20 protein-coding genes are annotated in these 24,966 nt (G+C 74.6%); 9 read left to right on the top strand and 11 right to left on the bottom strand.

Features of this window, described 5'->3' with window-relative positions; all coding sequences use genetic code 11:
- The first annotated feature begins 108 nt into the window (after positions 1–108).
- Both ABUL08_RS01565 and ABUL08_RS01560 read left to right on the top strand, forming a co-directional pair.
- Positions 109–471 (top strand): PadR family transcriptional regulator, encoded by a 363-nt coding sequence (locus ABUL08_RS01565; protein ID WP_350933837.1) that lies wholly within the window; start codon positions 109–111, stop codon positions 469–471.
- Complete coding sequence (locus ABUL08_RS01560) at positions 468–1,433, top strand: hypothetical protein (RefSeq protein WP_350933836.1); 966 nt, start codon at positions 468–470, stop codon at positions 1,431–1,433. The genes ABUL08_RS01565 and ABUL08_RS01560 overlap by 4 nt, the downstream gene beginning before the upstream one ends.
- A 52-nt stretch (positions 1,434–1,485) precedes the next feature.
- Here the strand turns inward: ABUL08_RS01560 and mptB (ABUL08_RS01555) are convergent, their stop codons facing one another.
- Positions 1,486–2,931, bottom strand: coding sequence for a polyprenol phosphomannose-dependent alpha 1,6 mannosyltransferase MptB (gene mptB / locus ABUL08_RS01555; protein WP_377522851.1), 1,446 nt, complete (start codon positions 2,929–2,931; stop codon positions 1,486–1,488).
- Between the two features lie 12 nt (positions 2,932–2,943).
- Entirely contained in the window at positions 2,944–4,353 is a 1,410-nt protein-coding gene (gene mptB, locus ABUL08_RS01550) for a polyprenol phosphomannose-dependent alpha 1,6 mannosyltransferase MptB (RefSeq protein ID WP_377522848.1), read from the bottom strand.
- A 35-nt stretch (positions 4,354–4,388) separates the two neighbouring features.
- Here mptB (ABUL08_RS01550) and ABUL08_RS01545 point away from each other — a divergent pair, with 35 nt between their 5' ends.
- A complete protein-coding gene (locus ABUL08_RS01545) occupies positions 4,389–5,993 on the top strand; it encodes a hypothetical protein (protein WP_350933832.1) in 1,605 nt (534 codons plus the stop codon).
- A 269-nt stretch (positions 5,994–6,262) separates the two neighbouring features.
- Here the strand turns inward: ABUL08_RS01545 and ABUL08_RS01540 are convergent, their stop codons facing one another.
- Together ABUL08_RS01540 and ABUL08_RS01535 are read right to left on the bottom strand one after the other, a co-directional pair.
- Positions 6,263–9,298, bottom strand: coding sequence for a bifunctional [glutamine synthetase] adenylyltransferase/[glutamine synthetase]-adenylyl-L-tyrosine phosphorylase (locus ABUL08_RS01540; RefSeq protein ID WP_350933831.1), 3,036 nt, complete (start codon positions 9,296–9,298; stop codon positions 6,263–6,265).
- Between the two features lies 1 nt (position 9,299).
- A complete protein-coding gene (locus ABUL08_RS01535; protein WP_350933830.1) occupies positions 9,300–10,064 on the bottom strand; it encodes a type 1 glutamine amidotransferase in 765 nt (254 codons plus the stop codon).
- A gap of 72 nt (positions 10,065–10,136) precedes the next feature.
- Here ABUL08_RS01535 and ABUL08_RS01530 point away from each other — a divergent pair, with 72 nt between their 5' ends.
- Together ABUL08_RS01530 and ABUL08_RS01525 are read left to right on the top strand one after the other, a co-directional pair.
- The gene (locus tag ABUL08_RS01530) at positions 10,137–11,066 is read left to right on the top strand and encodes a S66 peptidase family protein (RefSeq protein ID WP_350933828.1); all 930 of its coding nucleotides are present in this window, start codon (positions 10,137–10,139) and stop codon (positions 11,064–11,066) included.
- Positions 11,067–11,188: 122 nt separating this feature from the next.
- Positions 11,189–11,647, top strand: a complete 459-nt coding sequence (locus ABUL08_RS01525) for a hypothetical protein (RefSeq protein ID WP_350933827.1) — start codon at positions 11,189–11,191, stop codon at positions 11,645–11,647.
- Between the two features lie 91 nt (positions 11,648–11,738).
- Here ABUL08_RS01525 and ABUL08_RS01520 read toward each other — a convergent pair whose 3' ends face one another.
- The 4 genes from ABUL08_RS01520 to ABUL08_RS01505 form a co-directional block, all read right to left on the bottom strand.
- Entirely contained in the window at positions 11,739–14,759 is a 3,021-nt protein-coding gene (locus ABUL08_RS01520; RefSeq protein ID WP_350933826.1) for a carbohydrate binding domain-containing protein, read from the bottom strand.
- A gap of 261 nt (positions 14,760–15,020) precedes the next feature.
- Complete coding sequence (locus ABUL08_RS01515) at positions 15,021–15,392, bottom strand: VOC family protein (RefSeq protein ID WP_350933825.1); 372 nt, start codon at positions 15,390–15,392, stop codon at positions 15,021–15,023.
- A 100-nt stretch (positions 15,393–15,492) separates the two neighbouring features.
- Positions 15,493–16,185 carry a helix-turn-helix transcriptional regulator gene (locus tag ABUL08_RS01510; protein WP_350933824.1) on the bottom strand — a complete coding sequence of 231 codons (693 nt, stop codon included), beginning with the start codon at positions 16,183–16,185 and terminating at the stop codon, positions 15,493–15,495.
- A gap of 32 nt (positions 16,186–16,217) precedes the next feature.
- Entirely contained in the window at positions 16,218–16,643 is a 426-nt protein-coding gene (locus tag ABUL08_RS01505; protein ID WP_350933823.1) for a DUF350 domain-containing protein, read from the bottom strand.
- A 192-nt stretch (positions 16,644–16,835) separates the two neighbouring features.
- Between ABUL08_RS01505 and ABUL08_RS01500 the strand changes: the two genes are divergently transcribed.
- Positions 16,836–17,666, top strand: a complete 831-nt coding sequence (locus tag ABUL08_RS01500; RefSeq protein ID WP_350933822.1) for a class I SAM-dependent methyltransferase — start codon at positions 16,836–16,838, stop codon at positions 17,664–17,666.
- A 6-nt stretch (positions 17,667–17,672) separates the two neighbouring features.
- Here the strand turns inward: ABUL08_RS01500 and glnA are convergent, their stop codons facing one another.
- Positions 17,673–19,022: a type I glutamate--ammonia ligase gene (glnA, locus tag ABUL08_RS01495; RefSeq protein WP_350938428.1), complete on the bottom strand. Its 1,350-nt coding sequence runs from the start codon at positions 19,020–19,022 to the stop codon at positions 17,673–17,675.
- A gap of 209 nt (positions 19,023–19,231) precedes the next feature.
- On the opposite strand from glnA, the gene ABUL08_RS01490 reads away from it, so the two are divergent.
- The 3 genes from ABUL08_RS01490 to ABUL08_RS01480 all read left to right on the top strand — a co-directional run bounded on the left by ABUL08_RS01490 (position 19,232) and on the right by ABUL08_RS01480 (position 22,542).
- Positions 19,232–20,995 carry an NAD+ synthase gene (locus tag ABUL08_RS01490; RefSeq protein ID WP_350933820.1) on the top strand — a complete coding sequence of 588 codons (1,764 nt, stop codon included), beginning with the start codon at positions 19,232–19,234 and terminating at the stop codon, positions 20,993–20,995.
- A 128-nt stretch (positions 20,996–21,123) separates the two neighbouring features.
- A complete protein-coding gene (gene panB, locus ABUL08_RS01485; protein ID WP_350933819.1) occupies positions 21,124–21,969 on the top strand; it encodes a 3-methyl-2-oxobutanoate hydroxymethyltransferase in 846 nt (281 codons plus the stop codon).
- A gap of 66 nt (positions 21,970–22,035) precedes the next feature.
- The gene (locus ABUL08_RS01480) at positions 22,036–22,542 is read left to right on the top strand and encodes a hypothetical protein (protein WP_350933818.1); all 507 of its coding nucleotides are present in this window, start codon (positions 22,036–22,038) and stop codon (positions 22,540–22,542) included.
- Between the two features lie 90 nt (positions 22,543–22,632).
- Here the strand turns inward: ABUL08_RS01480 and npdG are convergent, their stop codons facing one another.
- Both npdG and ABUL08_RS01470 read right to left on the bottom strand, forming a co-directional pair.
- Positions 22,633–23,331 (bottom strand): NADPH-dependent F420 reductase, encoded by a 699-nt coding sequence (gene npdG, locus ABUL08_RS01475; protein WP_350933817.1) that lies wholly within the window; start codon positions 23,329–23,331, stop codon positions 22,633–22,635.
- Positions 23,332–23,446: 115 nt separating this feature from the next.
- Complete coding sequence (locus ABUL08_RS01470) at positions 23,447–24,943, bottom strand: RNB domain-containing ribonuclease (protein ID WP_350933816.1); 1,497 nt, start codon at positions 24,941–24,943, stop codon at positions 23,447–23,449.
- Positions 24,944–24,966: the final 23 nt, after the last annotated feature.

The raw sequence follows: 24,966 nt of genomic DNA, 5'->3' as shown, positions 1-24,966 counted from the left end.
TCGACACCAGCACGTCCACCGGCCGGGCCGGCTCCGCGACTCGCGGGGCCGGCCCGTCGGCTTTGCTACGGGCACCCGGATACCTTCGCGTCCGATATATTGCGGGGCATGGACACCCCGTTACGTGAACCCACGTACCTGATCCTCACCGCGCTGGCCGCCGGGCCCATGCACGGCTACGGCCTCATCGGCGAGGTCGGCACCCTCTCCGACGGCCGGGTGACGCTGCGCCCCGGCACCCTCTACGGCGCCCTGGACCGGCTCGTCGACGCCGCCCTGGTGGAGGTCGACCGGGAGGAGAGGGTGGACGGCCGACTGCGCCGCTACTACCGGCTCTCCCCCACCGGAGCCGCCACCCTCACCGCCGAGACGGAACGGCTGCGACGCAACGTCGAGGCGGCCACCGCCCGGCTGCGCCGCCGCGCCGCCACCCAGCCGAATGCCCTGCGCCTGGCGGGAGGAGCGGCATGAGCGACCTGGAGCGCCGCTACCGGCGGCTGCTGTGGACGTACCCGGCGGACTACCGGCGGGAGCGCGGCGCCGAGATCATCGGGACGTACCTCGACCTGGCCGGACCGGGGCGGCGCCGGCCCTCGATCGCGGACGCCGCCGACCTCGCCCGCGGCGGCCTCCGTCAGCGGCTGCGGGCCGCCGGGGCCGGCGACCTGGTGCCCGGGGTACGCCTCGCGGCCGTCCTCGCGCTCACCGCCGGGGCGACGCTCGCCGGGGCATGGGCGGCGGCGGAACGTCATCCCCTGCCGGCGGACCTGGCGGTGCCGCAGTTCGGCCCCTTCGCCACCATCGGTGTGCTCGCCTGGGTCGGTTGGCTGTTGGCCATCCTGGCCCTGGCGGTCCGGCCGGGACGGTGGGCACGGGCGACGCTGGCCACGGCGGTGGCGCTCACCGTCGCCCTGGTGCCGGTCGGCGCGCTGACCGGGCTGCCCCGACCGCCGCTGCTGGTGCTGCTGCCGCAGGTGGCGCTCGGGCTGGTGGCCCTCGGCCTGCCCGACCGGCCCTCGACCCCGGCCCGGTACGCGCCTCTCCTGGGCGCCGTCACGGCAGCCCTGCTGATCGGTCGCCAGGTGCTCGGCGACCTGTGGGGCTACTACCGCTGGGGCGGGCTGCGCATCATGCCGGTGGTCGGTGCCGCGCTGTTCGTGGCCGGCGTGCTGGTCGGCGGCGCGCTGCTGCGCCGGCACCGCAACGGCCTCTGGGTGCCGCTCGCCCTCGGCGTCCCGGTCGGGCTGCTCACGCTGCGACCGCTGGTGCTCACCGCCGCGTCGCTGCACGGGTACGCCACCCCGACGTGGTCCACCTTCGCCGCGGCGGCGGTCCTGGTCACCGTGGTCGGCCTGGTCGGGTTCACCGGCGCACTGCTCGCGGCCGGCCGCCGACGGTCGACCACCGTGCCGGCGACCCGGCCCACCCGCTGACGCACCCGACCGGTCCCGGCTCGGGGCGGGACCGGTCGGGTACAGCGGGCGGTCAGCCGGGTGCGGCGCGGCGGGCCAGGGCCAGCCGCGCCGCCCGGACCGCGAGCAGCACCAGCAGCAGGGTCATCGCGAGCGCCCCGGGGGCCTTGGTGAACCGGGCCAGGTTGGTGCCGTCCGGGAGGGTGAGGAAGCAGACCACCGCGCAGGGCAGCACGAACCGGACCGTCCCGGCCACCGTCGCCACCGCGAGCACCCCGAGGGGCCAGGTGGCGTACCAGGGGTGGAAGACGGGGGCGAGCAGGACGGTGGCGGCGAGCGCGAGCCCCGCCCCGGTCAGGGCTACCCGTGGACCGGCCGACCCGCGGGACGCCCGCCACGTCCGCCACCAGAGCGCCACCAGCAACACCGCGAGCAGCACGAGAGCCACCAGGCGGGCCACCGGCACCGCGTCCGGTCGCCGGCCGACCAGCCCGCCCGCGTAGTCGACGACGAAGCCGACGGCGGTCGGCGGGGAGGTCCACTGCGCGGAGTCACCGCTGTGCGTCAGCCCGCCCACCCAGCCCGGCCCGAGGCCGGTGACCAGCGTGGTGACCAGCGACGCGACCAGCACTCCCCCGGCCAGCCAGCCGGCGGCGCGCAGCAGGGCGCCGACCGGGCGCGCGCCCCGCACGGCGACCAGCGCCGCGAACGGCAGCACCACCACCGCGACCGCCTTCACCAGCACGGCCAGGCCGAGCAGCACCCCGGCCAGCAGCAGCGCGCGCGGCGTACCGGGCGACCGGACCAGCACCAGGAGGCCGAGCAGGAGCAGGCCGAGCAGCAACGCGTCGTTGTGCGCGCCGGCCACCAGGTGCACTCCGACCAGCGGGCAGGCCAGCGTCAGCCAGGCCGCCCGCCGGGCCGGCACCCCGGCCGCCCGGGCCAGCCCCGGCACGCTGAGCGCGGCGAGCAGCACCCCGGCCACCGCGAGCACCCGCAGCAGCACGAGCGTCCCGACCAGGCCGCCGCCGAGCAGCACGGCCGCCCCGGCCAGCAGCACGAAGAACGGCCCGTACGGCGCCGGGGTGTCCCGCCAGATCGGCGACACGGCGTCCGTCCAGGGACACCCGGCCGCGGCGACCCCCACCCGGTAGGGATCGGCACCCTGCGCCCAGGTCCAGCCCTGGCAGGCGTACGAGTAGACGTCGCGGCTGCCCAGCGGCGGCGCGGCCAGCAGCGGTAGCAGCCAGAGCCCGGCGGTCCGGTGGGCCCAGCGGGTCGACGGGGCGCCGTGCCGCAGCGCCCACCAGGCACCCACCAGCAGACTCGTGCCGAGCAGCCAGCAGCCGATGACCAGCGGCCCGTACGGCCCCCGCCAGATGTCGACCGGGGTGGTGCCGGTGGCGTCGGGCAACGCCCCGCCCTGCCAGCCGGCCACGGCGAGCAGGCCGGCACCGAGCAGTCCGGCGTACCGGACGGACCGGGCCCGGACGGCGGGCACCGCGCCGGGACCGGTCACCGGCACCTCTCCTCAGTCGGCGGGAGACGGCTCGCGGGCCGCTCGGGCCGACCGTACCAACCGGACGGCCACCACGATCACCAACAGCGTCATCAGGGGTGCGCCGGGCATCTTGGTGAACCGGGGCAGGCCGGTGCCGTCCGCCAGCACCAGGAACGACGAGACCAGCGCGACCAGGCTGAACCAGCCGGTCCGTCGGGCGGTCGCGGCGAGCACCGCCAGCGGCCAGGTCCAGTACCAGGGGTGGAAGAGCGGGGCCAGGGCCACCGTGGCGGCCAGCGCCAGGCCGGCGTGCCAGAGCGGTTCCCGGTGCCGGGCCCGCCACCAGAGCCAGATCAGCAGCACCGCCAACACGAGTACGCCGATCGCCCGGGTCACCGGCAGCGCGTCGACGTGCGCGCCGAAGAGCGCCGCCACGTACCCGACGGTCTGGCCGACCGCGGTGGGCGGTGAGGTCCAGGCGATGACCAGGTTGCCCTGCTCCAGACCGGTGACCCAGCCGAAGTCCAGCCCGGCGGCGAAGGTGATGCCGACGACGGTGACCACCGAGGCGGCGACCACCCACCAGCCGTCGCGCAGCAGCGCCCGGAACCGGTACGGCCCGACGATCGCGGCCAGGGCCGCGAACGGCACCACCACCAGCGCGGTCACCTTGAGCGCGGCGGCCAGCCCGAGCAGCACCCCGGCGGCCAGCAGCGGCCCGGGGCGGCCCGGGCGGGACGCCACCACGGCCAGCCCGGCGGTGAGCAGGCCGACCATCAACGCGTCGTTGTGTGCGCCGCCGACGAGGTGCACGGCGACCAGCGGCGAGGCCAGCGCCAGCCAGAGCGCCCGCTCGACGGGCACCCCGCAGCGGCGGGCCAGCACCGGCAGGGACCACGCGGTCAGCGCGACGCCGGCCACGGCCAGCAGTCGGAACAGCACGATGCTGCCGGTCAGCGACCCGGTCAGCTTCACCACCGCCCCGGCGAGCACCACGAAGAGCGGTCCGTAGGGCGCCGCGGTGTCCCGCCAGATGTAGGAGATGGTGTCCAGCCACGGGCAGGGCAGCGCGGAGACACCCTGCTCGTACGGGTTGATCCCGCCGGACCAGCTGGCGCCCTGGCAGGCGTACGCGTAGACGTCCCGGCTGCCCAGGGGCGGAATGACCAGCATCGGCAGCAGCCAGAGCGCGACGGTGACCAGCACCCAGCGGGTCGACGGCGGCCCGGTGCGCAGCGACCACCAGGCCCAGGCCATCAGGCCGGTGCCGACCAGCCAGGCGCCGACGACCAGCGGTCCGTGCGGGCCCTGCCAGATGCTGACCGGGGTGGGGCGCAGGTCGCCGTGGGGCAGCGCGCCACCGAGCCAGGCGGCCAGGGCGAGCAGGGCCGAACCCGCCAGGCCGGTCCATCGCGAGAGGTGGTGAGGCACGCCGGACATGCTGCCAGTACGGTGGTCGCGGTCAGGAGGTGGGCATGCGGGGCAGTCGGGTGGTGGCGCTGGCCGCCGGGTCCGCCCTCCTGGCCGGGCTGCTCCTGCTGCTGCTCCCGCCGCTGGGCTCGGACCTGTCGGCCCAGGTGGCCCGCGCCGGGTTCTTCGCCGCGCACGGGGCCGCCCCGGTGGACCTGCGTTGGTACGGCGGCGTTCACCCGTGGGGCTACAGCCTGGTCTCCCCGCCGCTGATGGCCCTGCTCGGCGTACGCCCCACCGGGGTGCTCGCGCTGGTCGCCTCGGCCGCCGCGTTCGCCGCCCTGCTGGTGCGGACGAGGGTGCGTCGGCCGCTGCTCGGCAGCCTGGTGGGGGTGCTGACCATCGCCGGCAACCTGGTCTCCGGCCGGGTGACGTACGCCCTCGGGGTGGCCTTCGGCCTGGCCGCGCTGCTCGCCCTCACCCTGCCGACAACCGGGCCGGCCGGGGTGGACGGGCCGGCCGGCCGCCGGTGGCGGCGCTGGGCGCCGGCCGGGGCGGCGGCGCTGCTCGCCTCGGCGGCCAGCCCGGTGGCCGGGCTCTTCGTCGGCCTGGCCGGCGCCGCCCTGCTGCTGTCCCGCCGCTACGCCGACGGCCTGGTGCTCGGCCTGCCCGCCGCGCTGCCGCTGGCGGTGACCGGCCTGCTCTTCGGCGAGGGCGGCTGGATGAACATCAGCCGCACCGACACCCTGCACGCCGTGCTGACCAGCCTCCTGGTGGCCGCGCTGGCGGCCGGCCGGCCGGTACGGCTGGGCGCGCTGCTGTCGGCGGTCGGGGTGCTGGCGGCGGCGCTGGTGCACACCCCGGTCGGGTTGAACGCCACCCGTCTGGTGGTGATGTTCGCCCTGCCCGTGCTGGCCGCCACCGCCCGGCTGCCCCGGTGGGCCGACCGCCGGCTGCCCCGCCGGGCCGACGGACGGCTCCCCGGTGCGGTCGCAGTGGCGGTGCTGCTGGGCGTGGTGTGTTGGTGGCAGCCCCCGGTGGTGGCGGCCGACCTGGGCAGCGGCAGCGACCCGACCAGCGACCCGGCGTACTTCGCTCCGCTCCGCGCCGAACTGGCCCGGCGAGGGCTGACCGGCCGGGTGGAGGTGCCGCCGACGCGGAACTACTGGGAGGCGGCCCGGATGGGCGAGGTGCCGCTGGCCCGGGGCTGGTTGCGCCAGGCGGACATCGACCGCAACCCGCTCTTCTTCACCACGGTCCCCGGGGCCACCGGCACCGGCGTCGCGCTGACCCCGGCCAGCTACCGGTCCTGGCTCGCCGACAACGCGGTGCAGTACGTGGCCGTCCCCGACGCCGAGCTGTCCTGGGTGGGCCGCGACGAGGCGAACCTGGTCCGGGCCGGTCTGCCGTACCTGAGCGAGGTCTGGTCCGACCGGCACTGGCGGTTGTACGCGGTCGCCGACCCGACGCCGCTGGTGGGTGCCCCGGGCGTGCTGGTCCGTCAGGACGGCGCGTCGGTCACCTTCCGGACGGCCGCTGCCGGCCAGGTGCCGGTCCGGGTCCGGCACGACCGCTGGCTCCCGGTGACCGGCGGGGCGACGCTCGCCGCCGACGGCGCGTGGACCACGGTGACCGTCCCCCGCCCCGGCACCTACACCCTGGGCGACTGAGCCGAGGCCGGGACCGCTTGCGCCGGGCCGGCGGCGGCCGAGACCGTTCCGTCGTCGCTACGAACTTGATGACAAAGATGAATCACGCACCGGATCGCAGCGGGCGAGCCTGGAGGCACTTGCCCGGCAAGGTTCCTCTCTCGGATCACCGCGCGAGCGTGTGACCCATCCTTGCCATCAAGTTCGTAGCGCGCATCGCCGCCCTGCCCCCGGCCAACGCGACCGACCGGGCGAAACCGGGGCAACCGGCGGCCGAGTGCGGGCGGACGTCACGGGGTGTCGAGGACGCGTTCCATGGCGGCGCGGGAGCGGCGGGTGGTGCGGAGGTACTCGTCGAGGAACTCGCCCGGGTCCTCGCGGCCGAGCAGCCGGACCACGCCGGCCAGCTCCACGCCGTGCCGGGGCAGCTGGTCGCCCGACCGGCCCCGGATCAGCATCAGCGCGTTGCGGACCTGCGCCGCCAGGGTCCACCCGGCGGCCATCTCGGCGGCGTCCTCCGGGTCGACCAGCCCGGCGTCCCGGGCGGCGGCGAGCGCGTCGAGGGTACGGGTGCCACGCAGCGCCGGGAGCCGGCCGGCGTGCCGCAGCTGGAGCAGCTGCACCGCCCACTCGACGTCGGACAGCCCGCCCCGACCGAGCTTCGTGTGGGTGGCCGGGTCGGCGCCGCGCGGCAGCCGCTCGGTCTCCACCCGCGCCTTGATCCGGCGGATCTCCACCACCTGCTCGCGGGTCAGCCCGTCCGCCGGGTAGCGGACCGGGTCGACCATCGTCTCGAACTCGGCGCCCAGGTCGGCGTCGCCGCAGACGAACCGGGCGCGCAGCAGCGCCTGCGCCTCCCACACCTTGGACCAGCGGGCGTAGTACTGGGCGTACGCGGCGAGGCTGCGGACCAGTGGGCCCTGCCGTCCCTCGGGGCGCAGGTCGGCGTCGACGCCGAGCGGCGGGTCGGGGGCGGGCACCCCGAGCAGCCGGCGCAGCTCCTCGGCGACGGCGTGCGCGGCGGCGCTGGCCGCGCCCTCGTTCGTCCCGGCCGGGCGGTCGTAGACGAAGAGCACGTCGGCGTCGGAGAGGTAGTTCGACTCGTAGCCGCCGAGCCGGCCCATGCCGATCACCGCGAAGCGCAGGCCGGGCGGTCCCGGTTGGGCGGCCCGGGCGGTTCGCAGCGCCGCGGCCAGGGTGGCGTCGGTGACGTCGGAGAGGGCGGTGCCGACCGCGTGGACGTCGGCGAGGACCGGCCGGCGCTCGGGACGCGGGGTGAGCGGGGCGAGCGCGCCGGCTCGGCTGAGCACGTCGGCGCAGGCCAGCCGGAGCAGTTCCCGGCGGCGCAGGGCGCGGACCGCCCGGGTGGCCTGTTCCGGGTCGGCGTGCCGGGCCGCGGCGGCGGAGAAGCCCTCGCAGAGCACCTCCCGGGGCCGGGGGGTCAGCTCGCTGTCCTCGGCGAGCATCCGCAACGCCTCGGGCTCCCGGGCCAGCAGGTCCGGGACGTACCGGGAGGAGGAGAGCACCCGGGCCAGCCGGCGGGCCACCGGCCCCTCGTCGCGCAGCAGCCGCAGATACCAGGGGGTGCTGCCGAGCTTGTCGGACACCTGCCGGTAGTTGAGCAGCCCCCGGTCGGGTTCGGGGGCGTCGGCGAACTCGCTGAGCAGCACCGGCAGCAGCGTGCGCTGGATGGCCGCGGTGCGGCTGACCCCGCCGGTGAGCGCCTGGAGGTGGCGCAGCGCCCCGGCCGGGTCGGCGAAACCGAGGATCTCCAGCCGGCGTCGGGCCGCCTCCGGGGTGAGCCGCAGCCCGTCGGCGGGCACCCGGGCCACGGACTCCAGCAACGGCCGGTAGAGCAGCTTGGCGTGCAGCCGGCGTACCTCGGTGGCGTGGGTGACCCACTCGGCGCGGAACTCCTCGACGGCGCTGCGGCCCGGGGTGGCCGCGTAGCCCAGCGCGGCGGCCAGCCAGCGCAGCGCGGCCGGCTCGGTCGGCACGGTGTGGGTGCGGCGCAGTCCCTGCAGTTGCAGCCGGTGCTCGACGCCGCGCAGGAAGCGGTAGCCGCGCAGCAGCGCCTCGCCGTCGGCGCGGCCGACGTAGCCGCCGGCGACGAGGGCGCGCAGCGCGGGGATGGTGCCGGGCACCCGCAGCGACTCGTCGACCCGACCGTGCACCAGTTGCAGCAGCTGGACGGCGAACTCGATGTCGCGCAGCCCGCCCGGCCCGCGCTTGATCTCGCGTTCCAGCTCCTTCGGCGGGACGTTGTCGATGATCCGCCGGCGCATGGCCCGGACGTCCTCGACCGCCTCCGGCCGCTCAGCGGCCGACCAGACCAGCGGCGCGAGCTGGTCGATCCACTCCCGGGCCAGCGCCAGGTCGCCGGCCGCCGGCCGGGCCTTGAGCAGGGCCTGGAACTCCCAGGTCCGGGCCCAGCGCCGGTAGTAGGCGAGGTGGCTGGCGAGGGTACGCACCAGCGGCCCCCGGCTGCCCTCCGGGCGCAGCGCCGCGTCCACCGGCCAGGCGACCAGCCCGCAGACGTGGATCAGCCGGGTGGCGACCAGGGTGGCGGCGGCCAGGTCGTCGTCCTCGGCGGCGACGAAGATGACGTCCACGTCGGAGACGTAGTTCAGCTCGTCCCCACCGCACTTGCCCATCGCCACCACGGCGAGCCGGGGCGGGGCGGTCCCCTCCGGCAGCTCCCGGACGGCGATCCCGTACGCGGCCTCCAGGGTGGCGTCGGCGAGCGCGGAGAGCGCCGCCATGGTCTGTTCCAGCCCCCGCCCGCCGGTCAGGTCGGCCGCCGCGATCCGCAGCAGCGCCAGCCGGTACGCCTGCCGGAGCACCGCGACCGGCTGGGTGGACGCGGTGTGGCGACCGGCGGCGACCAGGTCCAGCCGACCGTCGGCGGTCGGGGCGAGCCCGTCCGGGGCGGTCGCCAGCACCGGCCACTGACCGGGGTTGGCCACCAGGTGGTCACCGAGGGCCGAGGAGGCCCCGAGCACGGCGACCAGCCGGCGGCGCAGCCCCGGGTCGTCGTGCACCGCGTCGAGCAGCGGGGACGGGGTGTCGGCCGCGGTGGCGTCACGACCGGCGGTGGCGTGCCGTTCGGCCTCCACGAGACGGTGCAGCTGGCGCAGCGCCAGGTCCGGGTCGGCCGCGCGGGAGAGGGCGGCCAGCAGCTCGGTGGCCCGCTCGTCGGTGGGTTCCTGGGTCTCCGGCCGCCACAGCCGGAGCCCGTCGGGGCCGAGCAGGTCGGCGGCGCGCGTCCCGCCGTCGCCCTCGGCGAAGCCGTACCGGGCGAGGCGGCCCCGGGTGGAGCGGGTCATCTCACTGCCCGAGCAGGGGGAGGCTGCGCCGGGGGGCGTCGTCCAGCTCGCCGAGGGCGAGCGCGGCGAACCGGACGGCGAACGGCTGCCAGACCTCCTCGACGTCGGCCATCACCCGGTCACAGGCGGCCACCACCAGCTCCTCGTCGTAGCCCAGCTCGGCCAGCAGGTCGGAGTCGCGGGCCCAGTCCGCGATCATCGCGGTGTCGCACTCGATGTGGAACTGGAGGCCCCAGGCCCGGTCACCGAGGCGGTACGCCTGGTGCGGATAGCGGGTGGAGGCGGCGAGCAGGGTGGCGCCCCGGGGCAGCGCGGTGATCTCGTCGGAGTGCCACTGGAGCACGTCCGGGATGAGCGGCACGTACCGGAAGAGCGGGTCGGTATCGGCGGCGTCCCGCTTGCCGACCACGCCGGGGCCGACCTCGGGCCCGGACGTGCTGCGCGTGACCTCGCCGGCGTGCGCGGTGGCGAGCAGTTGGGCGCCGAGGCAGACGGCGAGGGTGGGCAGCCGGTGCCGGACGGCCTTGCGCAGCAGCCCCTCCAGCGCGGGGAACCAGGGCGCGCCGGGGGTGCCGTCGGGCAGCGGGTACGCCTGCTGTTCACCGCCGAGCACCACGAGCGCGGCGAAGCCCGCCAGGTCGGCGGGGAGCTCCTCGCCCGCGTGCGGGCGGACGACCCGCAGGTCGAGGCCCCCCTCGGTCAGCCACTCCCCCAGCCGGCGGAGGTCGTCGGTCGGGTCGTTCTCGATCACCAGCGCGGTCGCCACGACGTCGAGGCTATCGGGTACGCGGCCGAACGCCCGGAACGGCTCCACCCTGGCGCGCACTAGGCTCCCGCTGTGCCCACCGACGACTGCCTGCGCCCGCCCGTCCTGCGTCCCGGTGACCGGGTGATGCTGGTCTCCCCGTCCGGACCGACCAGCCCGGAGCGGGTGGCGCGGGGCGTGGAGCTGCTCACCGGCTGGGGGCTGCGCCCGGTGCTCGCCCCGAACGCGTACGCCCGGCGGGGTTATCTGGCCGGCGACGACGCGCTGCGCGCGGCCGACCTGAACGCCGCCTTCGCCGACCCGACGATCCGCGGGGTGATCTGCACCCGGGGCGGCTACGGCGCGCAGCGGGTGGTGGACCTGATCGACATGGCCGCCGTCCGGCGGGACCCGAAGGTGCTGGCCGGTTTCTCCGACATCACCGCCCTGCAGTTCGCGCTCTGGCGGGGTGCCCGGCTGGCCGGCGTGCACGGCCCGGGGGCCGCCTGGCGGGACGAACGTCTGCCGTTGAGTTCGGCGGAGTCGATGCACGCCGCGCTGATGACCACCGAGCCGGTGACGGTGGCCGCCGTCGCCGAGGAGGAGACGTACGCGGTCCGGGTGCCGGGTCGCGCGCAGGGGCGGCTGCTCGGCGGCAACCTGTGCCTGATCACCGCGTCGCTCGGCACGCCGGACATGCCGGACCTGACCGGGGCGGTGCTGCTGGTCGAGGAGGTGCAGGAGCCGCCGTACAAGGTGGACCGGATGCTCACCCACCTGCGGCGGGCCGGCGCGCTGGACGGGGTGGCCGGGGTGGCGGTGGGTCAGTTCACCGAGTGCGCGGACGGCTGGGACACAGGCGTCACCGACGTGCTCACCGAGCGCCTGGCCGACCTCGGCGTACCGGTCCTCGGCGGCCTCCCGATCGGCCACGGCCCCGGCCAGCTCACCGTCCCGGTCGGCACGTCGGCCGTGCTCGACGCGGACGCGGGCACCCTGACGGTCTCCCCGGCGGTCCGCTGACTCCTGCCCGACCACCGGTCCGGTATTGCCAGCTCGCGCACAGGGTCACCACGGGTTGCCCCCAGCCGGGCCGGTCACAGTCGGTGACGTCAGCGCACCACCACCGACCAACCGGAGGACTGATGTCCCGCACGATGTCGAAGAAGCACCTGCTGGCCGGCCTGGCCGCCGCCGGGGTCCTGGGCGTCGGGATCGCCGCGCCCACGGTGGCGTTCGCCACGGACAGCGCCACCCCGACCCCGAGCGCCGGCAGCGACCAGGGCGCCGACCGGCAGCAGCAGCGGGCCGACCGGCAGGCCGAGTTCGCCGCGGCGCTCGCCAAGGAGCTGGGCGTCCCCACCGACAAGGTGACCGCCGCCCTGGACAAGATCCGCGAGCAGCACCAGGCCGACCGGCCGGAGCGCCCCTCCGCCGAGGACCGGCAGGCCGCCCTGAAGGACCGGCTGGCCCAGGCGGTGAAGGACGGCAAGCTCACCCAGGAGCAGGCCGACGCGATCACCAAGGCCGTCGAGGCGGGCGTCTTCCCGGGTCCCGGCGGGCGCGGCCACCACGGCGGCCCGGCCGGCATGCCCGGCAACTGAGCCGCCGGCCCGCGTACTCCTGCCGCCCCGTCGGGTGACGACGGCGCCGCAGGGCGTCCGTCCCGGCGGCGTTGCCGGGACGGACGCCGGCTCAGCGCAGGTACGGCCCGTCCGCGCCGATCTTTCCGGGGGCCGGGTTGCCGGGCAGGCTGAGCACGTAGACCCGCAGGTTGCCCTTGCCGCTGACGGTGGCCGTCACGGTGCCGTCGGTGACGGTCTTCACGTCACCGGTGACCGCGTCGGTGTACGTGCCGTTCGGTATCCCGCTGAAGGTGGCGCTGCCGGTTACGGTGACCAGCGCGAAGCTGTCCACCGCGCCCTGGGTGAAGCGCCGCTTGTACGCCAGCGTGTTCCCGCTGACCCCCTCGGTCGAGTACTGCCCCTTCTGCAGGGCGGGTACGGCCCGGCGGATCCGGTTGAGCCGCTGCACGTGCCTGACCAGCGGCTGGCTCAGCGTGGTGGCGACCGCCCCGGTGGCCGAGCCGACCACGCCGAAGTCGGTGGCGGTGACGCTGCCGGCCAGGTGGTCGCCGTAGTAGGCCCGGCCGGTGGTAGCGAGCGGACAGGTCGGTCCGCAGTCGATCCGCGCCCCGGCCTGGAACTCGATCTCCGAGCCGTAGTAGAGCGTCGGGACGCCCCGGAACGTCCACATCAGGCTCATGTTCTCGGCCCAGGCGTCGGTGCCGCCCGCGTACCGGGTGGCGGACTTGTTCGGGCCGTAGTCGTGGCTGTCGACGTAGACGACGTTGTAGGTGGCGTCGTTGTAGCTGTCGTCGGAGTCCTTCCCGTTGAGGAAGGCGTTGGTGGCGTCGCCGAAGTTCATGTGCATCCGCATGTCGATGACGTTCATGCCGGAGAACTTCGTGTGGTCCGGGGCGTGGTAGTCGTTGCCGCGCAGGAACGCGTTGTCGGTGGTCGGCTGGCCGTTCGGGCCGAGCAGAGACTCGTAGTCGTACTGCTCGATGGCGGCCTTGACGTCGTCCGGGCTGTACTCCTTGCGCTCCTTCCAGGTGAAGAACTGCGCGGAGTGGTTGACCGAGCCGCGGTTCCACTTGTCGTTGACGAACGCGGCCACCTCGCCGAAGACGTAGAAGTCCCGGCCCTTCTCGCCGAACCGGCTCACGGCGTGCTGCTGGATGGCGGGCAGGAAGCGGCGGTTCCAGGTGACCCGGGGGATGTGCACCGCCGTGTCGATCCGGAAGCCGTCCACCCCCATGTCGATGTACCGGTTGTACGCGTTGATCAGGTACTGCTGGACGGTCGGGTTCTCGGTGTTGAAGTCGGCCAGGTCCTCGTGCAGCCAGCAGCTGCGCGCGTCCTCGCCCTCCCAGTTGCCGATCCAGCACTGGTGGTAGAGGTCGGCGGGGAAGAGCCGGCTGGTCGGGGTGGGCCACTGGCAGTGGTAGAGGGTGTAGCCCTCGGCGCTGCGCGCGCCGGTCGGGGTTCCCCAGTTGAGGCACTGGTTGCCGGTGGGGGCGGTCGAGGACCACAGGTCGCCGCTGTAGGGGCGACCCTTGGCGAGCGCGTTCTGCGCCGGGGTGAGCGTCGGGTCGGTGCCGGTGGCCTCGACCATCGGGTCGTACTCCCGGCCCGCCTGCGGCTGGTCGTAGTACCACTTCCACTGGTCGTCGCGGGTGCCGTGGACGGTGGGGACGAAGAGTCCCTTGGCGCCCCAGCGGGAGCTGTGGTTGTAGACCACGTCCTGGAAGATCTTGATGCCCTTGGCGTGCGCCGCGTTGATCAGGTCCTGGTAGGACGCGCCGGGGCTCTCCAGCCGCGGGTCGACCCGGTAGAAGTCCCAGCCGTGGTAGCCGTGGTAGTCGTAGTCGGAGCGGTTCAGCACCACCGGGGTGATCCAGATGGCCGAGAAGCCGAGTCCCTTGATGTAGTCGAGCTTGTCGACCAGCCCCTTGAAGTCGCCCCGGAACATCGGGTCGTTGTTGGCCGCGTTGCCCGACCTGACGTGCTGGCTGCCGCCCCGGTTGTTGCCGCTGTCGCCGTCGGCGAAGCGCGCCGTCATGACGAAGTAGATGCTGTCCTCGCGCGGGTCACTGCCGAGCGGAGCCCCGCCGGCCGGGGCGGTCCCGGTGGTCGCGGACGCGGACGCACTCGCCGCCGACCGGTTGCCGGCCGCGTCGAGCGCCCGCACCGTCCAGGTGTACGCCGTGGCCGGCGCGAGGTCGTACGCCACGTACGAGGTGGTGGTGCTGGTGACGGTGGTGCTCCCGCCGGTCCCCCCGGTACGGGTCAGCTCGTACCCGGTGACGCCCCGGTCGTCGGTGGCGGCCGACCAGGTCAGCGTGACGGCGAGCCCGTCGGCGCGGGCGGTCAGCCCGCCCGGCGTGGCCGGCGGCGTGGTGTCGGGGCTGACCGGCGTGCACGGGTCGGCGGCGTTGGCGGTGACCCGGCCGCCGTCGACGGTGCTCCGTCCGGTGCCGAGGGTGTAGTCGGTGCCGTTGTTGTTGTCCCAGGCACCGGCGTTGTCGTTGAACGCGGCGGTCAGCCCGGTGGCGGCGCCGAGGTCGACGACCTTGCGGGCCCAGCCCGCGCAGGCGACCGTCATGGCGACGCCCGGCACGGCGGTCCAGGCGCCGCCGGTGGGCCGGTAGTGCAGGTTCGCGGCGCTCCAGCCGCGCGGGGTGAGGTGGTAGAACACCTCGGCAGTGCTGCCCGACGGGCTCACGGTCGGTGCCGGGCTGGCCGTGGGTGTCGGGGTGGCGGTGGCGCACGGGTCGCCGGTGCCGATCTTCCCGGCGGCGACGGTCACCGGGCCGGTGCCGAGGCGGTAGTTCGCGCCGTTGTTGTTGTCCCAGACGCCGCTGCCGTTGGTGAAGACGACCTGGAGGCCGGTGGCCGCGCCGAGGTCGATGGTGCGCCGCCGCCAGCCGGTGCAGGCGGCGTCCATGGCGACGCCCGGTACGGGCGTCCAGGCCGCGCCGTCGACGCCGTAGTGGATGTTGACCGAGCCGCCCCAGGCGGTCGGCGGTCGGTAGTAGACGGTGACCGTGTTGGCCGCCGCCGCCGCGGTGAGCGGCAACAGGCCGGCGGTCAGGCCGGCGACGAGCGCGAGGGCGCCCCACCGGCGTCGGATGCTGGTCGTGGTACGCCTCATGGTGGCTCTCCTGACACCCGCGCCCGCGCGACGGACGCACAAGGATGAAGGCGTTGCAAGAAGTTGCGGGGTGTGGTGCCAGGAAGCTACCAGCTTCAATCCCTGGAAACCAGCGGTTCACCATCGACAGACGACAATCTCCCAGGTGCCCCGCAGTGAAAGAGGTTGCACCTGCGGAAATGCCTTACGGGGCATGGAACCACGGGTCGGGCGCGCTCGTCGTCGGGAGACCACGAACGCGCCCGAGGGCCGACGGCGCGGTCAGGCCGCGGCGGGCGGCGCGAAGACGCCGAGGTGATTGCCGGACGGGTCCATCAGGTGCGCGAAGGTGAGCCCGCTCGCCGCCGTGTGCAGCGGCACCAGGATTTTGCCGCCGGCCGCCTCGGCCCGCCGGCAGGTCTCCGCCACGTCGGTCACCTCGGCATAGAAGATCGCGTAGTTCGGGTGCTCGCCGTTCGTCGCCCGGATCGCGCCGTGGATCCCCTGCTCCCCACCGGCTTCCGTCTGTCGGTACGACGCACCCGGCTCGCCCTGCTCCTCGAACGTCCAGCCGAACAGGTCGGCGTAGAAGCGCTGCGCCTCGTCCGGGCGGTCCGAGGCGATCTCGAACCAGGTGATGGGCGTGCGGGACATGCTGCCTCCTCGTCGTGCCGCCGGCCGGGGTGGCCGGCGTCGTCAGGAGTCAGCCTCGGGCACCTCCACGACAGCGTCCTGTCGGTGTTTCCGGGCGAACTCAGACGAGGCTCAGCGCGCGGATCCGGGCGTTCGGGATGTCCAGGTCGGTCGCGTCCAGCTCGCGGGTGACCACCTCGGAGAGCGGACGCACCGAGGCGATCCGGTCGGTGCGGAAGCAACGCAGCTCGCCGCGGAGCCGACACCAGCCCACCAGGTACCAGTGGCGGGGATTGCCGAGATAGCCCAGCGGCTCCACGTCCCGCGACGAGACCGCGCCGGTGCGGTCCGCGTACGCCAGGCGGAGCACGCGCCGCGCGGCGACCGCGTCGGCGACGGCGGCCGGGACGGGCGTGGCCGGCCCGTCGCCGATCAGGTGCACCCGGCCGGCCAGCCGGTGCGCCTCGGCCACGTCGGCGGCCGGCATCACCGCGACCAGCTTGCGCAGCGCGGCGCCGGCGGCCGACGCGAAGGGCGTGCCGGCGAGCCCGTGCAGGCCCAGCGCCATCGCCACCGCCTCGCCCGGCGTCAGGTTGACCGGCGGCAGGGTGCGCGCCCGGTCGACCACGTAACCGCCGGTGCGGCCCGGCTCCGCCCAGATCGGCACGCCGGAGGCCTGCAACGCGCCGATGTCACGCTCGATGGTCCGGCTGCTCACCTCGAAGCGCCGGGCCAGCCAGGTGGCGCTGCGCGGGCGCGGCGCCACCGCCCGCAGCTCTTCGACCAGGGCGTAGAGACGGTCCGTCCGGTTCACCCCCGCAAGCTAGACCGGGGGTACGACACCGGTCAGGCGATGCAGGCGCAGACGATCAGCGCGGCCCCGAAGTGGGTGGCGGCGCTGACCCGGGCCGCCGGGTGCGGCTCGTCCGCGCAGATGACCTCGCCGAGTCGACCCGGGGTGAGCAGGTCCAGCACGAAGAACGCCAGCGCCATCACCAGCAGGCCGACCAGCCCGAAGATCACCGTGGAGGCGAGCCCCTTGCCGAAGTCGTGGTAGCTGGTCAGGATCGCGGTGAAGACGATGCCGGCGACGCCGAGCTGGTTGGCGGCGAGCAGCAGGGCGGCGTTGCCGTTGCGGTGCACCCAGATCAGCTCCCGCAGCCTGCCCGGGGTGAGCAGGTCGACCAGCAGGAACCCGCCGGCCATCAGGGCCACCCCGACGACCCCGAACACGATGCTCTGCCACGCCCCGCTGAACAGATCCTCCAGCACCCGGCTGCCTCCCACCCTCCGCCGGCCGACGGTGGTGCCGGCACGGTGATCGAGACGATAGCGGCAGCACGCCACCGCCGGCAGTCCCGAGCCGCCCGGACCCGTCGGGGCGGCACGACCGGTACCCGTGGCCACGGCGACGGACCGTACGGGCGCTGTGCCGGCGGCACCGGCGGGACGAGAATCCTCGGCATGGACGCAGCGGCGAGCGCACGGGTGGCGGCGGTCTTCGACCGGGTGGCCGACACGTACGACAAGGTCGACGTGCCCTGGTTCACCCCGATCGCCCAGGGGCTGGTCCGTGCGCTCGCCCCCCGGCCGGGGGAACGCGCCCTGGACGTCGGCTGCGGGCGCGGGGCGGCCCTGTTCCCACTCGCCGAGGCGGTCGCCCCGACCGGCTCGGCGACCGGGATCGACCTGGCGCCCGGGATGGTGGCGGCCACCCGTGCCGAGGTGGCCCGGCGGGGACTGACCGGGGTGGACGTACACCTGATGGACGCCACCGCGCCCGACCTGCCGGCCGGCGGCTACCACCTGGTGGCCTCGTCGCTGGTGGTGTTCTTCCTGCCCGACCCGGCGGCGGCGCTGCGGGCCTGGCGGGAGCTGCTGGTGCCCGGGGGCCGGCTGGGCATCGCCACGTTCGGTGCCCGGGACCCGCGCTGGGAGGCGCTGGACGCGCTCTTCCGGCCGTACCTGCCGCCGCAGCTGCTCGACGCCCGCACCAGCGGCACCGCCGGCCCGTTCGCCAGCGACGCCGGGGTCGAGGAGCTGCTGACCGCCGCCGGCTACCAACGGGTACGCACCACCGGCGTCGACGTCCAGGCCGTCTTCACCGACCCGGACCACTGGTACGCGTTCTCCATGTCGCACGGCCAGCGCGCCATGTGGGACGCCGTACCCGAGGACGAGCGCGCGACGCTGCGCGCCGCCACCACCGACTTCGCCGAGGGGTTGCGGGGCGACGACGGGACGATCCGGCTGACCCAGCGGGTGCGGTACACCCTCGCCGAACGCCCCGCCTGAGCCGACCTAGAGCGAGAGGTACCGCTGCCGCTCGTACGGGGTGACCTCGCGGCGGTACTGCTCCCACTCGGCCCGCTTGTTGCGCAGGAAGAAGTCGAAGACGTGCTCGCCCAGCACCTCGGCGATCAGTTCCGAGCCGGCCATCACGTCGATCGCCTCGGCCAGGTTCTCCGGCAGCGCCTCGTAACCCATCGCGCGCCGCTCGGCGCTGCTCAGCGACCAGACGTCGTCCTCGGCGCCCGGGGGCAGCTCGTAGCCCTCCTCGATGCCCTTGAGGCCGGCGCCGAGCAGCACCGCGAAGGCGAGGTAGGGGTTGGTCGCCGAGTCCAGCGACCGCACCTCGACCCGGGCCGAGTTCGGCTTGCCGTACGCCGGCACCCGGACCAGCGCGGACCGGTTCAGGTGACCCCAGCAGACGTACGCCGGGCTCTCGGTGATCCGGTCCGGCAGCGCGAGGGGGAAGAGCCGCTTGTAGGAGTTCACCCACTGGTTGGTGACGGCGGTGTATTCCCGGGCGTGCATCAGCAGGCCGGCGATGAACGACCTCGCCACCTTGGAGAGCTTCATCGGGTCGCCCGCGTCGTGGAAGGCGTTCCGCTCCCCTTCGAAGAGCGACAGGTGGGTGTGCATGCCGCTGCCGGGCTGGTCGGTGAAGGGCTTCGGCATGAAGGTGGCCTGCACGCCGGTGGAGAGCGCCACCTCCTTCACCACGTGCCGGAAGGTCATGATGTTGTCGGCGGTGGTCAGCGCGTCGGCGTACCGCAGGTCGATCTCCTGCTGGCCGGGCGCGACCTCGTGGTGGCTGAACTCCACCGAGATGCCGATCCGCTCCAGGGCGAGCACCGCCTGCCGGCGGAAGTCCCGCGCCACCGCGTGGGTGGTGTGCTCGAAGTAGCCGCCGGTGTCCACCGGGACGGGCACCGAGCCGTCCTGCGGGCCGTTCTCCAGCAGGAAGAACTCGATCTCCGGGTGGGTGTAGAAGGTGAAGCCCTTCTCGGCGGCCCGGGAGAGCATCCGGCGCAGCACGTGCCGCGGGTCGGCCCAGGAGGGGCTGCCGTCGGGAAGCAGGATGTCGCAGAACATCCGGGCGCTCTCGCCGCTGACGCCGCCCTCGAAGGGGAAGACCTGGAACGTGGTCGGGTCGGGCATGGCCACCATGTCGGACTCGAAGACCCGGGCGAAGCCCTCGATCGCGGAGCCGTCGAAGCCGATGCCCTCCTCGAAGGCCGCCTCCAGCTCGGCGGGGGCCACCGAGACGCTCTTCAGCGTGCCCAGCACGTCGGTGAACCACAGCCGGACGAACCGGATGTCCCGCTCTTCCAGCGTACGGAGGACGAACTCCTGCTGACGGTCCACTTCCACCCCTCGTGACACTCTTTGTCCGGCGCCGGTCGGGCCGGTCCGGCCTGACCGCCCAGTCTTCACCGGCCTCGTTACGCCGACGTTACGCGACCCTCCGGCCGCCGTCCCGCCGTGTCCCACCGCGTCGGCGCCGCCGTCCCCGGCCACCCGGGGTGTCGCCGTCCGGCCGGCTGCGGGGTGGCCGGCTGGGGCAAGATGAGGGCATGCCCACCCTGCGTCTCGCACTGTGCCAGGTCAACCCGACGGTCGGCGACCTCGTCGGCAACGCCGACCTGGTTCGCCGCTGGACCCGGCAGGCCGCCGAGGCCGGCGCCCAGCTCGCGCTCTTCCCCGAGCTGATGCTGACCGGCTATCCGGTCGAGGACCTGGTCTTCCGCCGCTCCTTCGTGGCCGCGTCGAAGGCGGCGCTGGAGCAGCTCGCCACCGACCTGGCCGCCGACGGGCTCGGTGACCTGCCGGTGCTGGTGGGCTACCTCGACGCGGACGGCCCACCGCAGGTCAGCGCCGACGCCCAACCCGGTCGGGGGGCCCGCAACGCGGCGGCCCTGCTGCACCGGGGCACCGTCGTCGGCACCTACTTCAAGCACCACCTGCCCAACTACGGGGTCTTCGACGAGGACCGCTACTTCGTGCCCGGGGACACCCTGCTCGTGGTCCGGATCGGCGGGGTGGACGTGGCGCTGACCATCTGCGAGGACCTGTGGCAGGCCGGCGGCCCGTTCGCGGTGGCCCGACGGGCCGGTGTGGGGCTGGTGCTCAACATCAACGGCTCGCCGTACGAGCTGAACAAGGACGACATCCGGCTGCCGCTGGTCCGCCGCCGGGCCGCCGAGGCCGGCGCCACCATCGCGTACGTGAACATGGTCGGCGGCCAGGACGAGCTGGTCTACGACGGCGACTCGATGATCGTCGACGCGACGGGCGCGCTGCTCGCCCGGGCCCCGCAGTTCGTCGAGCACCTGCTGGTGCACGACGTGGACCTGCCGCCCGCGAAGGAGCCCGTCGAGGGCGACGAGGAGATCGCCGACGACATGCGGATCGTCCACACCAAGATCAGCGACATCCTGCCCCCGGCGCCCACCGGCGCGCTGGCCCGCGGCGGGATCATCGAACCGGTCGCGGACGAGGCCGAGGTGTGGCAGGCGCTGGTGCTGGGTTTGCGCGACTACGTCGACAAGAACCGCTTCCCGTCGGTGGTGCTCGGCCTCTCCGGCGGCATCGACTCGGCGGTGGTGGCGGCCCTCGCCGTGGACGCGCTCGGCCCGGACCGGGTGGTGGGGGTCTCCCTGCCCAGCCAGCACTCCTCCGCGCACTCCCGCGCCGACGCCGAGGAGCTGGCCAAGCGGACCGGCCTGGACTACCGGGTCGAACCGATCCAGCCCATGGTGGACGCCTACCTGGCCAACATCTCGCTCTCCGGCGTGGCGGTGGAGAACCTCCAGGCCCGGGTGCGCGGGGTGATCCTGATGGCGCTGTCGAACCAGGAGGGCCACCTGGTCCTCACCACCGGCAACAAGAGCGAGCTGGCGGTCGGCTACTCGACGCTCTACGGCGACTCGGTCGGCGGCTACAACCCGGTCAAGGACGTCTGGAAGACGCTGATCTGGCGGCTGGCGAAGTGGCGCAACGCGGACGCCACCCGCCGGGGCGAGACCCCGCCCATCCCGGAGAACTCGATCGGCAAGCCGCCCTCGGCGGAGCTGAGCCCCGGCCAGCTCGACAGCGACAGCCTCCCGGAGTACGACGTCCTCGACCCGATCCTGATCGGCTACGTCGACGGCGATCTGGGCCGGGACGGGCTGATCGCCTCGGGGCACGACCCGGCGATGGTCGACAAGGTGCTGCGGATGGTGGATACCGCCGAGTACAAGCGACGCCAGTCCGCCCCCGGCACCAAGATCTCCATCAAGGCGTTCGGCCGGGACCGGCGGCTGCCCATCACCAACCGCTGGCGGGAGCACGGCTGACGCCCCGCCCGGCGCGCCGACCCGGGAGTGAAATCCTCCACTCTGCCCTGCCGCCGCCCGGTCGTCCGGTGCGACGATCGCGACGGAACCCGGGGACCGCGAGCGCGGCCTCGAGGAAGGAGAGAACCATGGTGGAGTCCACCCCGTCCGAGGTGACCGCCCTCTACGGCGGGCCGGCCACCCGGCGGATCCGCACCCGCGACCTGATCGCCGCCAAGGAGCGCGGCGAGCGCTGGGCGATGCTCACCTCGTACGACCAGTACACCGCCTCGATCTTCGACGCCGCCGGCATCCCGGTGCTGCTGGTGGGCGACTCGGCGGCGAACAACGTCTTCGGTTACGAGACCACCCTGCCGGTCACCGCCGAGGAGCTGCTGCCGCTGGTCCGCGCCGTGGTCCGGGCGACCCGGCACTCGTTGATCGTCGGCGACCTGCCCTTCGGCTCGTACGAGGAGGGGCCGACGCAGGCGCTGCGGACGGCGGTGCGGTTCATGAAGGAGGGCGGCTGCCACGCCGTCAAGCTGGAGGGCGGCCGGCGCTGCGCCGCGCAGATCGAGGCGATCGTCGGCGCCGGCATCCCGGTGATGGCGCACATCGGCTTCACCCCGCAGAGCGAGCACACCCTGGGCGGCTACCGGGTGCAGGGCCGCGGCGACACCGCCGACGAGGTGATCGCCGACGCGCGGGCGGTGGCCGAGGCGGGCGCGTTCGCGGTGGTGCTGGAGATGGTGCCGGGCGAGGTGGCCAAGCGGATCACCGCCGAGCTGCCGATCCCGACGGTCGGCATCGGCGCCGGCCCGGACACCGACGGCCAGGTGCTGGTGTGGCAGGACATGGCCGGCCTGCGGACCGGCAGGGCGCCGCGCTTCGTCAAGCGCTACGCCGACCTGGCCGGGGCGCTGACCGACGCCACCCGTCGCTTCGCCGAGGAGGTCCGCGGCGGCGAGTTCCCCGCCACCGAACACACCTTCTGACGCGGGCGGGAAACCGGCTGGAGGCGGGGCGCCGGCGTGACCGATGATCCACTATCGTCGGACAACGTGATTCGTACTCGCGTTCTTCCCCTCCTCCTGACCGGTTTCTCCCTGGTGGCGCTCGCCGCCTGTGGCGACAAGGCCACCGAATCGTCGGGCGCCGCCGCGCCCACGGCGTCGGCGTCGGCCACCACCACGGCCGCCCCCACCACCTCCGCCACCACGGCCCCCGCAGCGGCCGCGCTCGACGACAAGCAGCTCTGCGAGAGCGCCAAGAAGGCCAACGCCAGCATGAAGGCCAAGTTCGCCGAGACCATGACCTCGGGCTCGACCCCGACTCCGGCCGACTTCGCCAAGATCCTGACCGGGGTGGAGAAGGAGATGAACGCCGTGGCTGCCACCGGCGCGCCGGACAGCGAGGTGACCGCCGGACTGACGGCGTTCGCCAAGGAGGCCGGCGAGGCGGCCGCTGCCGCGGACCCGGCGAGCGCCGCCGACAACCCCGAATTCGCGAAGGCCGGAGCGACGCTCTCCGCCTCCTGCGGGAAGGCCGGCGTCACCGTCGTCTTCTGACCGGTCAGCAGAGGCCCCCTGCCGACGCCAGTCGTCGAGCAGGGGGCCTCTGTCCACGCATCGGCGAGCCCGTCGCGGGCCGCGGCGGGCTCAGAGGTCGGTCACCCGGATCCCGGCGTGCGCCTTGTAGCGCTTGTTGATCGCGATCAGGTTGGCGGTGAACGCCTCGATCTGGTGGGCGTTGCGCAGCCGGCCGGCATAGATGCCGCGCATGCCGGGGATCCGGGCGGCCAGCGCGCCGACCACGTCGACCAGTTCCCGGTCCTCGGTGCAGATCAGCACGTCCAGGTCGATCCGCGCGACCTCCGGGTCGGCCAGCAGCGGCGCGCTGACGTGGTTGAAGGCGGCGCAGACGCGCGAGTCCGGCAGCAGCGCGGCGGCCTGCTGCACGGCACTCCCCTCCGCCACGACCAGCGCGTACGGGCCCTGCTTGTCGAAGCCCAGCGGGTTCACGCAGTCCACCACGATCTTGCCGGCCAGCGGCTCCGCCAGGGCGGCGACGGTGGCGGCGTGCCCGTCCCACGGCACGGCGACGATCACCACGTCGCTGCCCCGGGCCACCTCGTCGTTCGCCGCGCCGGTCACGTCCACCCCGGCCGGCATCCCGGGCAGCGCCGCGATCTCCGCGGCGGACTGCTGGGCGCGCTCGGCGGAGCGGGAGCCGATCAGCACCCGCTGCCCGGCCCGGGCGAACCGGTAGGCCAGCCCTCGGCCCTGGTCGCCGGTGCCACCGATGATGCCGACGGTGAGCCCGGAGACGTCGGGCAGCGTGGTCGCGTCGTAAGCCATGCCGTCATCCTCGCAAACCGTGCCACCGACCAGCAGTCCGAGCCGCTGTGACAATCCCCCCGTCGAGCCGTCCGGTGGGAACGGGAAACTGTCCGGATCCGGGGTCGCGGGGGCGTCAGGCGCGCTCGAAGAGGACCTTGCGGTCGACCGGGTCGGCGGTGACCAGGCGGACCGGGACACGTTCGCCGAGCGGCAGCTCGCCGAGGCAGCGGGCCCGGACGGGCGGCTCGTCCAGGGCGACCGTGCCACCGGGCTGACGGGCCGGTCTACCGGTCCCGTTCCCGGACTGCCGGGGCGGCGGGGTCGACGTCCCGCCGGACTGGTGGGGCGGTTCGGCGGGCGGACGCGGCGTGTCGACGTCGAGCACGGCGGCCGAGAAGGTCTCCCCCACCCGGTGCTCCAGCAGCACCGCCTCGGCCAGCTCGATCGCGCCCCGGGTCGCCGCCGACGCCGTCCGGTCGGTGGTGGCCATCACCTCGGGCAGCTTCGGCAACGCCGCGCGGGCCCACTCCGGCACCTCCCGCCCCTCGTGCAGGGCCAGGCAGACCTCGGTCGCGTATCGGTCGGCGAGCCGGCGCAGCGGCGCGGTCACGTGGGCGTACGCGGCGGCGACCCCGCCGTGCTCCGGCTGCTCGGGCAACTGCCCGTCGAAGGCGGTGTAACCGGCGCCGCGCATCAGCTCGGCCGCCTGGTCGATGAAGGCCGCCGCCCGGGGCTGGGAGGCGTCCAGCCCGGCGAGCACCTCGCCGACGCTCCGGTCGGCGGGCCAGTCCACCCCGAGCGGGGCGGCGGCGAGGCGCAGCCGGTCGACCGCTTCCGGCTTCGGCGGGGGCATGGTCCGCAGCAACCCGATCCGGCCGGCGAGCATGATGTCGGCGGCGGCCATGCCGGTCAGCAGGGAGATCTGCGCGTTGTGGTCCTCCATCGGGACCGGGCCGCGCAGCACCAGCCGCCACCCGTCGCCGTCCGGCTCGACGTCCTGCTCGGGCAGGGGCAGGTTGACCGCGCCCCGGCGCAGCCCCCGGGCGGTGAGCAGTGTGCCGAGCTCCGGTAGCAGGGCGATCGGCTCGGGCAGCCGGCCGGCGTCGGCGTCGCGCTGCACCCCCACGTAGTCGAGCTTGGCGCGGCTGCGGACCCGGGCCCGTTCCAGCGTCACGCCGACCGTGTCGCCCTCCGCGTCCAGGTCGATGGTCCAGAGCACCGCCACCCGCTCGGCGTCGGGCAGCAGGCTGGCCGCCCCCTCGCTCAGCGTGTGCGGGTGCAGCGGCACGTTGCCGTCGGGCAGATAGACGGTCTGCCCGCGGCGCCAGGTCTCCTCCTCCAGCGCGCCGCCGGGGCGGACGTGCGCGGCGACGTCGGCGATCGCGTACCGGACCCGGAAGCCGCCCCCGGGTCGGCGGCTGAGGTGCATGGCCTGGTCGAGGTCACGCGACGACGCCGGGTCGAGGGTGACGAGGGGGACGTCGGTGCGGTCGGCGGCGGCCGGCAGCGGCGCGGCCGCTGCCTCGTCCGCCTCGCGCTGCGCCGCGGCCGGGAAGCCCTCGGGCAGGCCCAGCTCGCGGCGCAGCGCGCCGAAGTCGATGCGGGGTGCCAGTACGCGTCGGATCACCACGCGGTCAATCCTGACAGCGCACC

Origin of the sequence: Micromonospora sp. CCTCC AA 2012012, from assembly GCF_040499845.1 — a bacterium.
GTDB lineage: Bacteria > Actinomycetota > Actinomycetes > Mycobacteriales > Micromonosporaceae > Micromonospora > Micromonospora mangrovi.
This window is presented reverse-complemented; position numbering and strand designations above follow the sequence as displayed.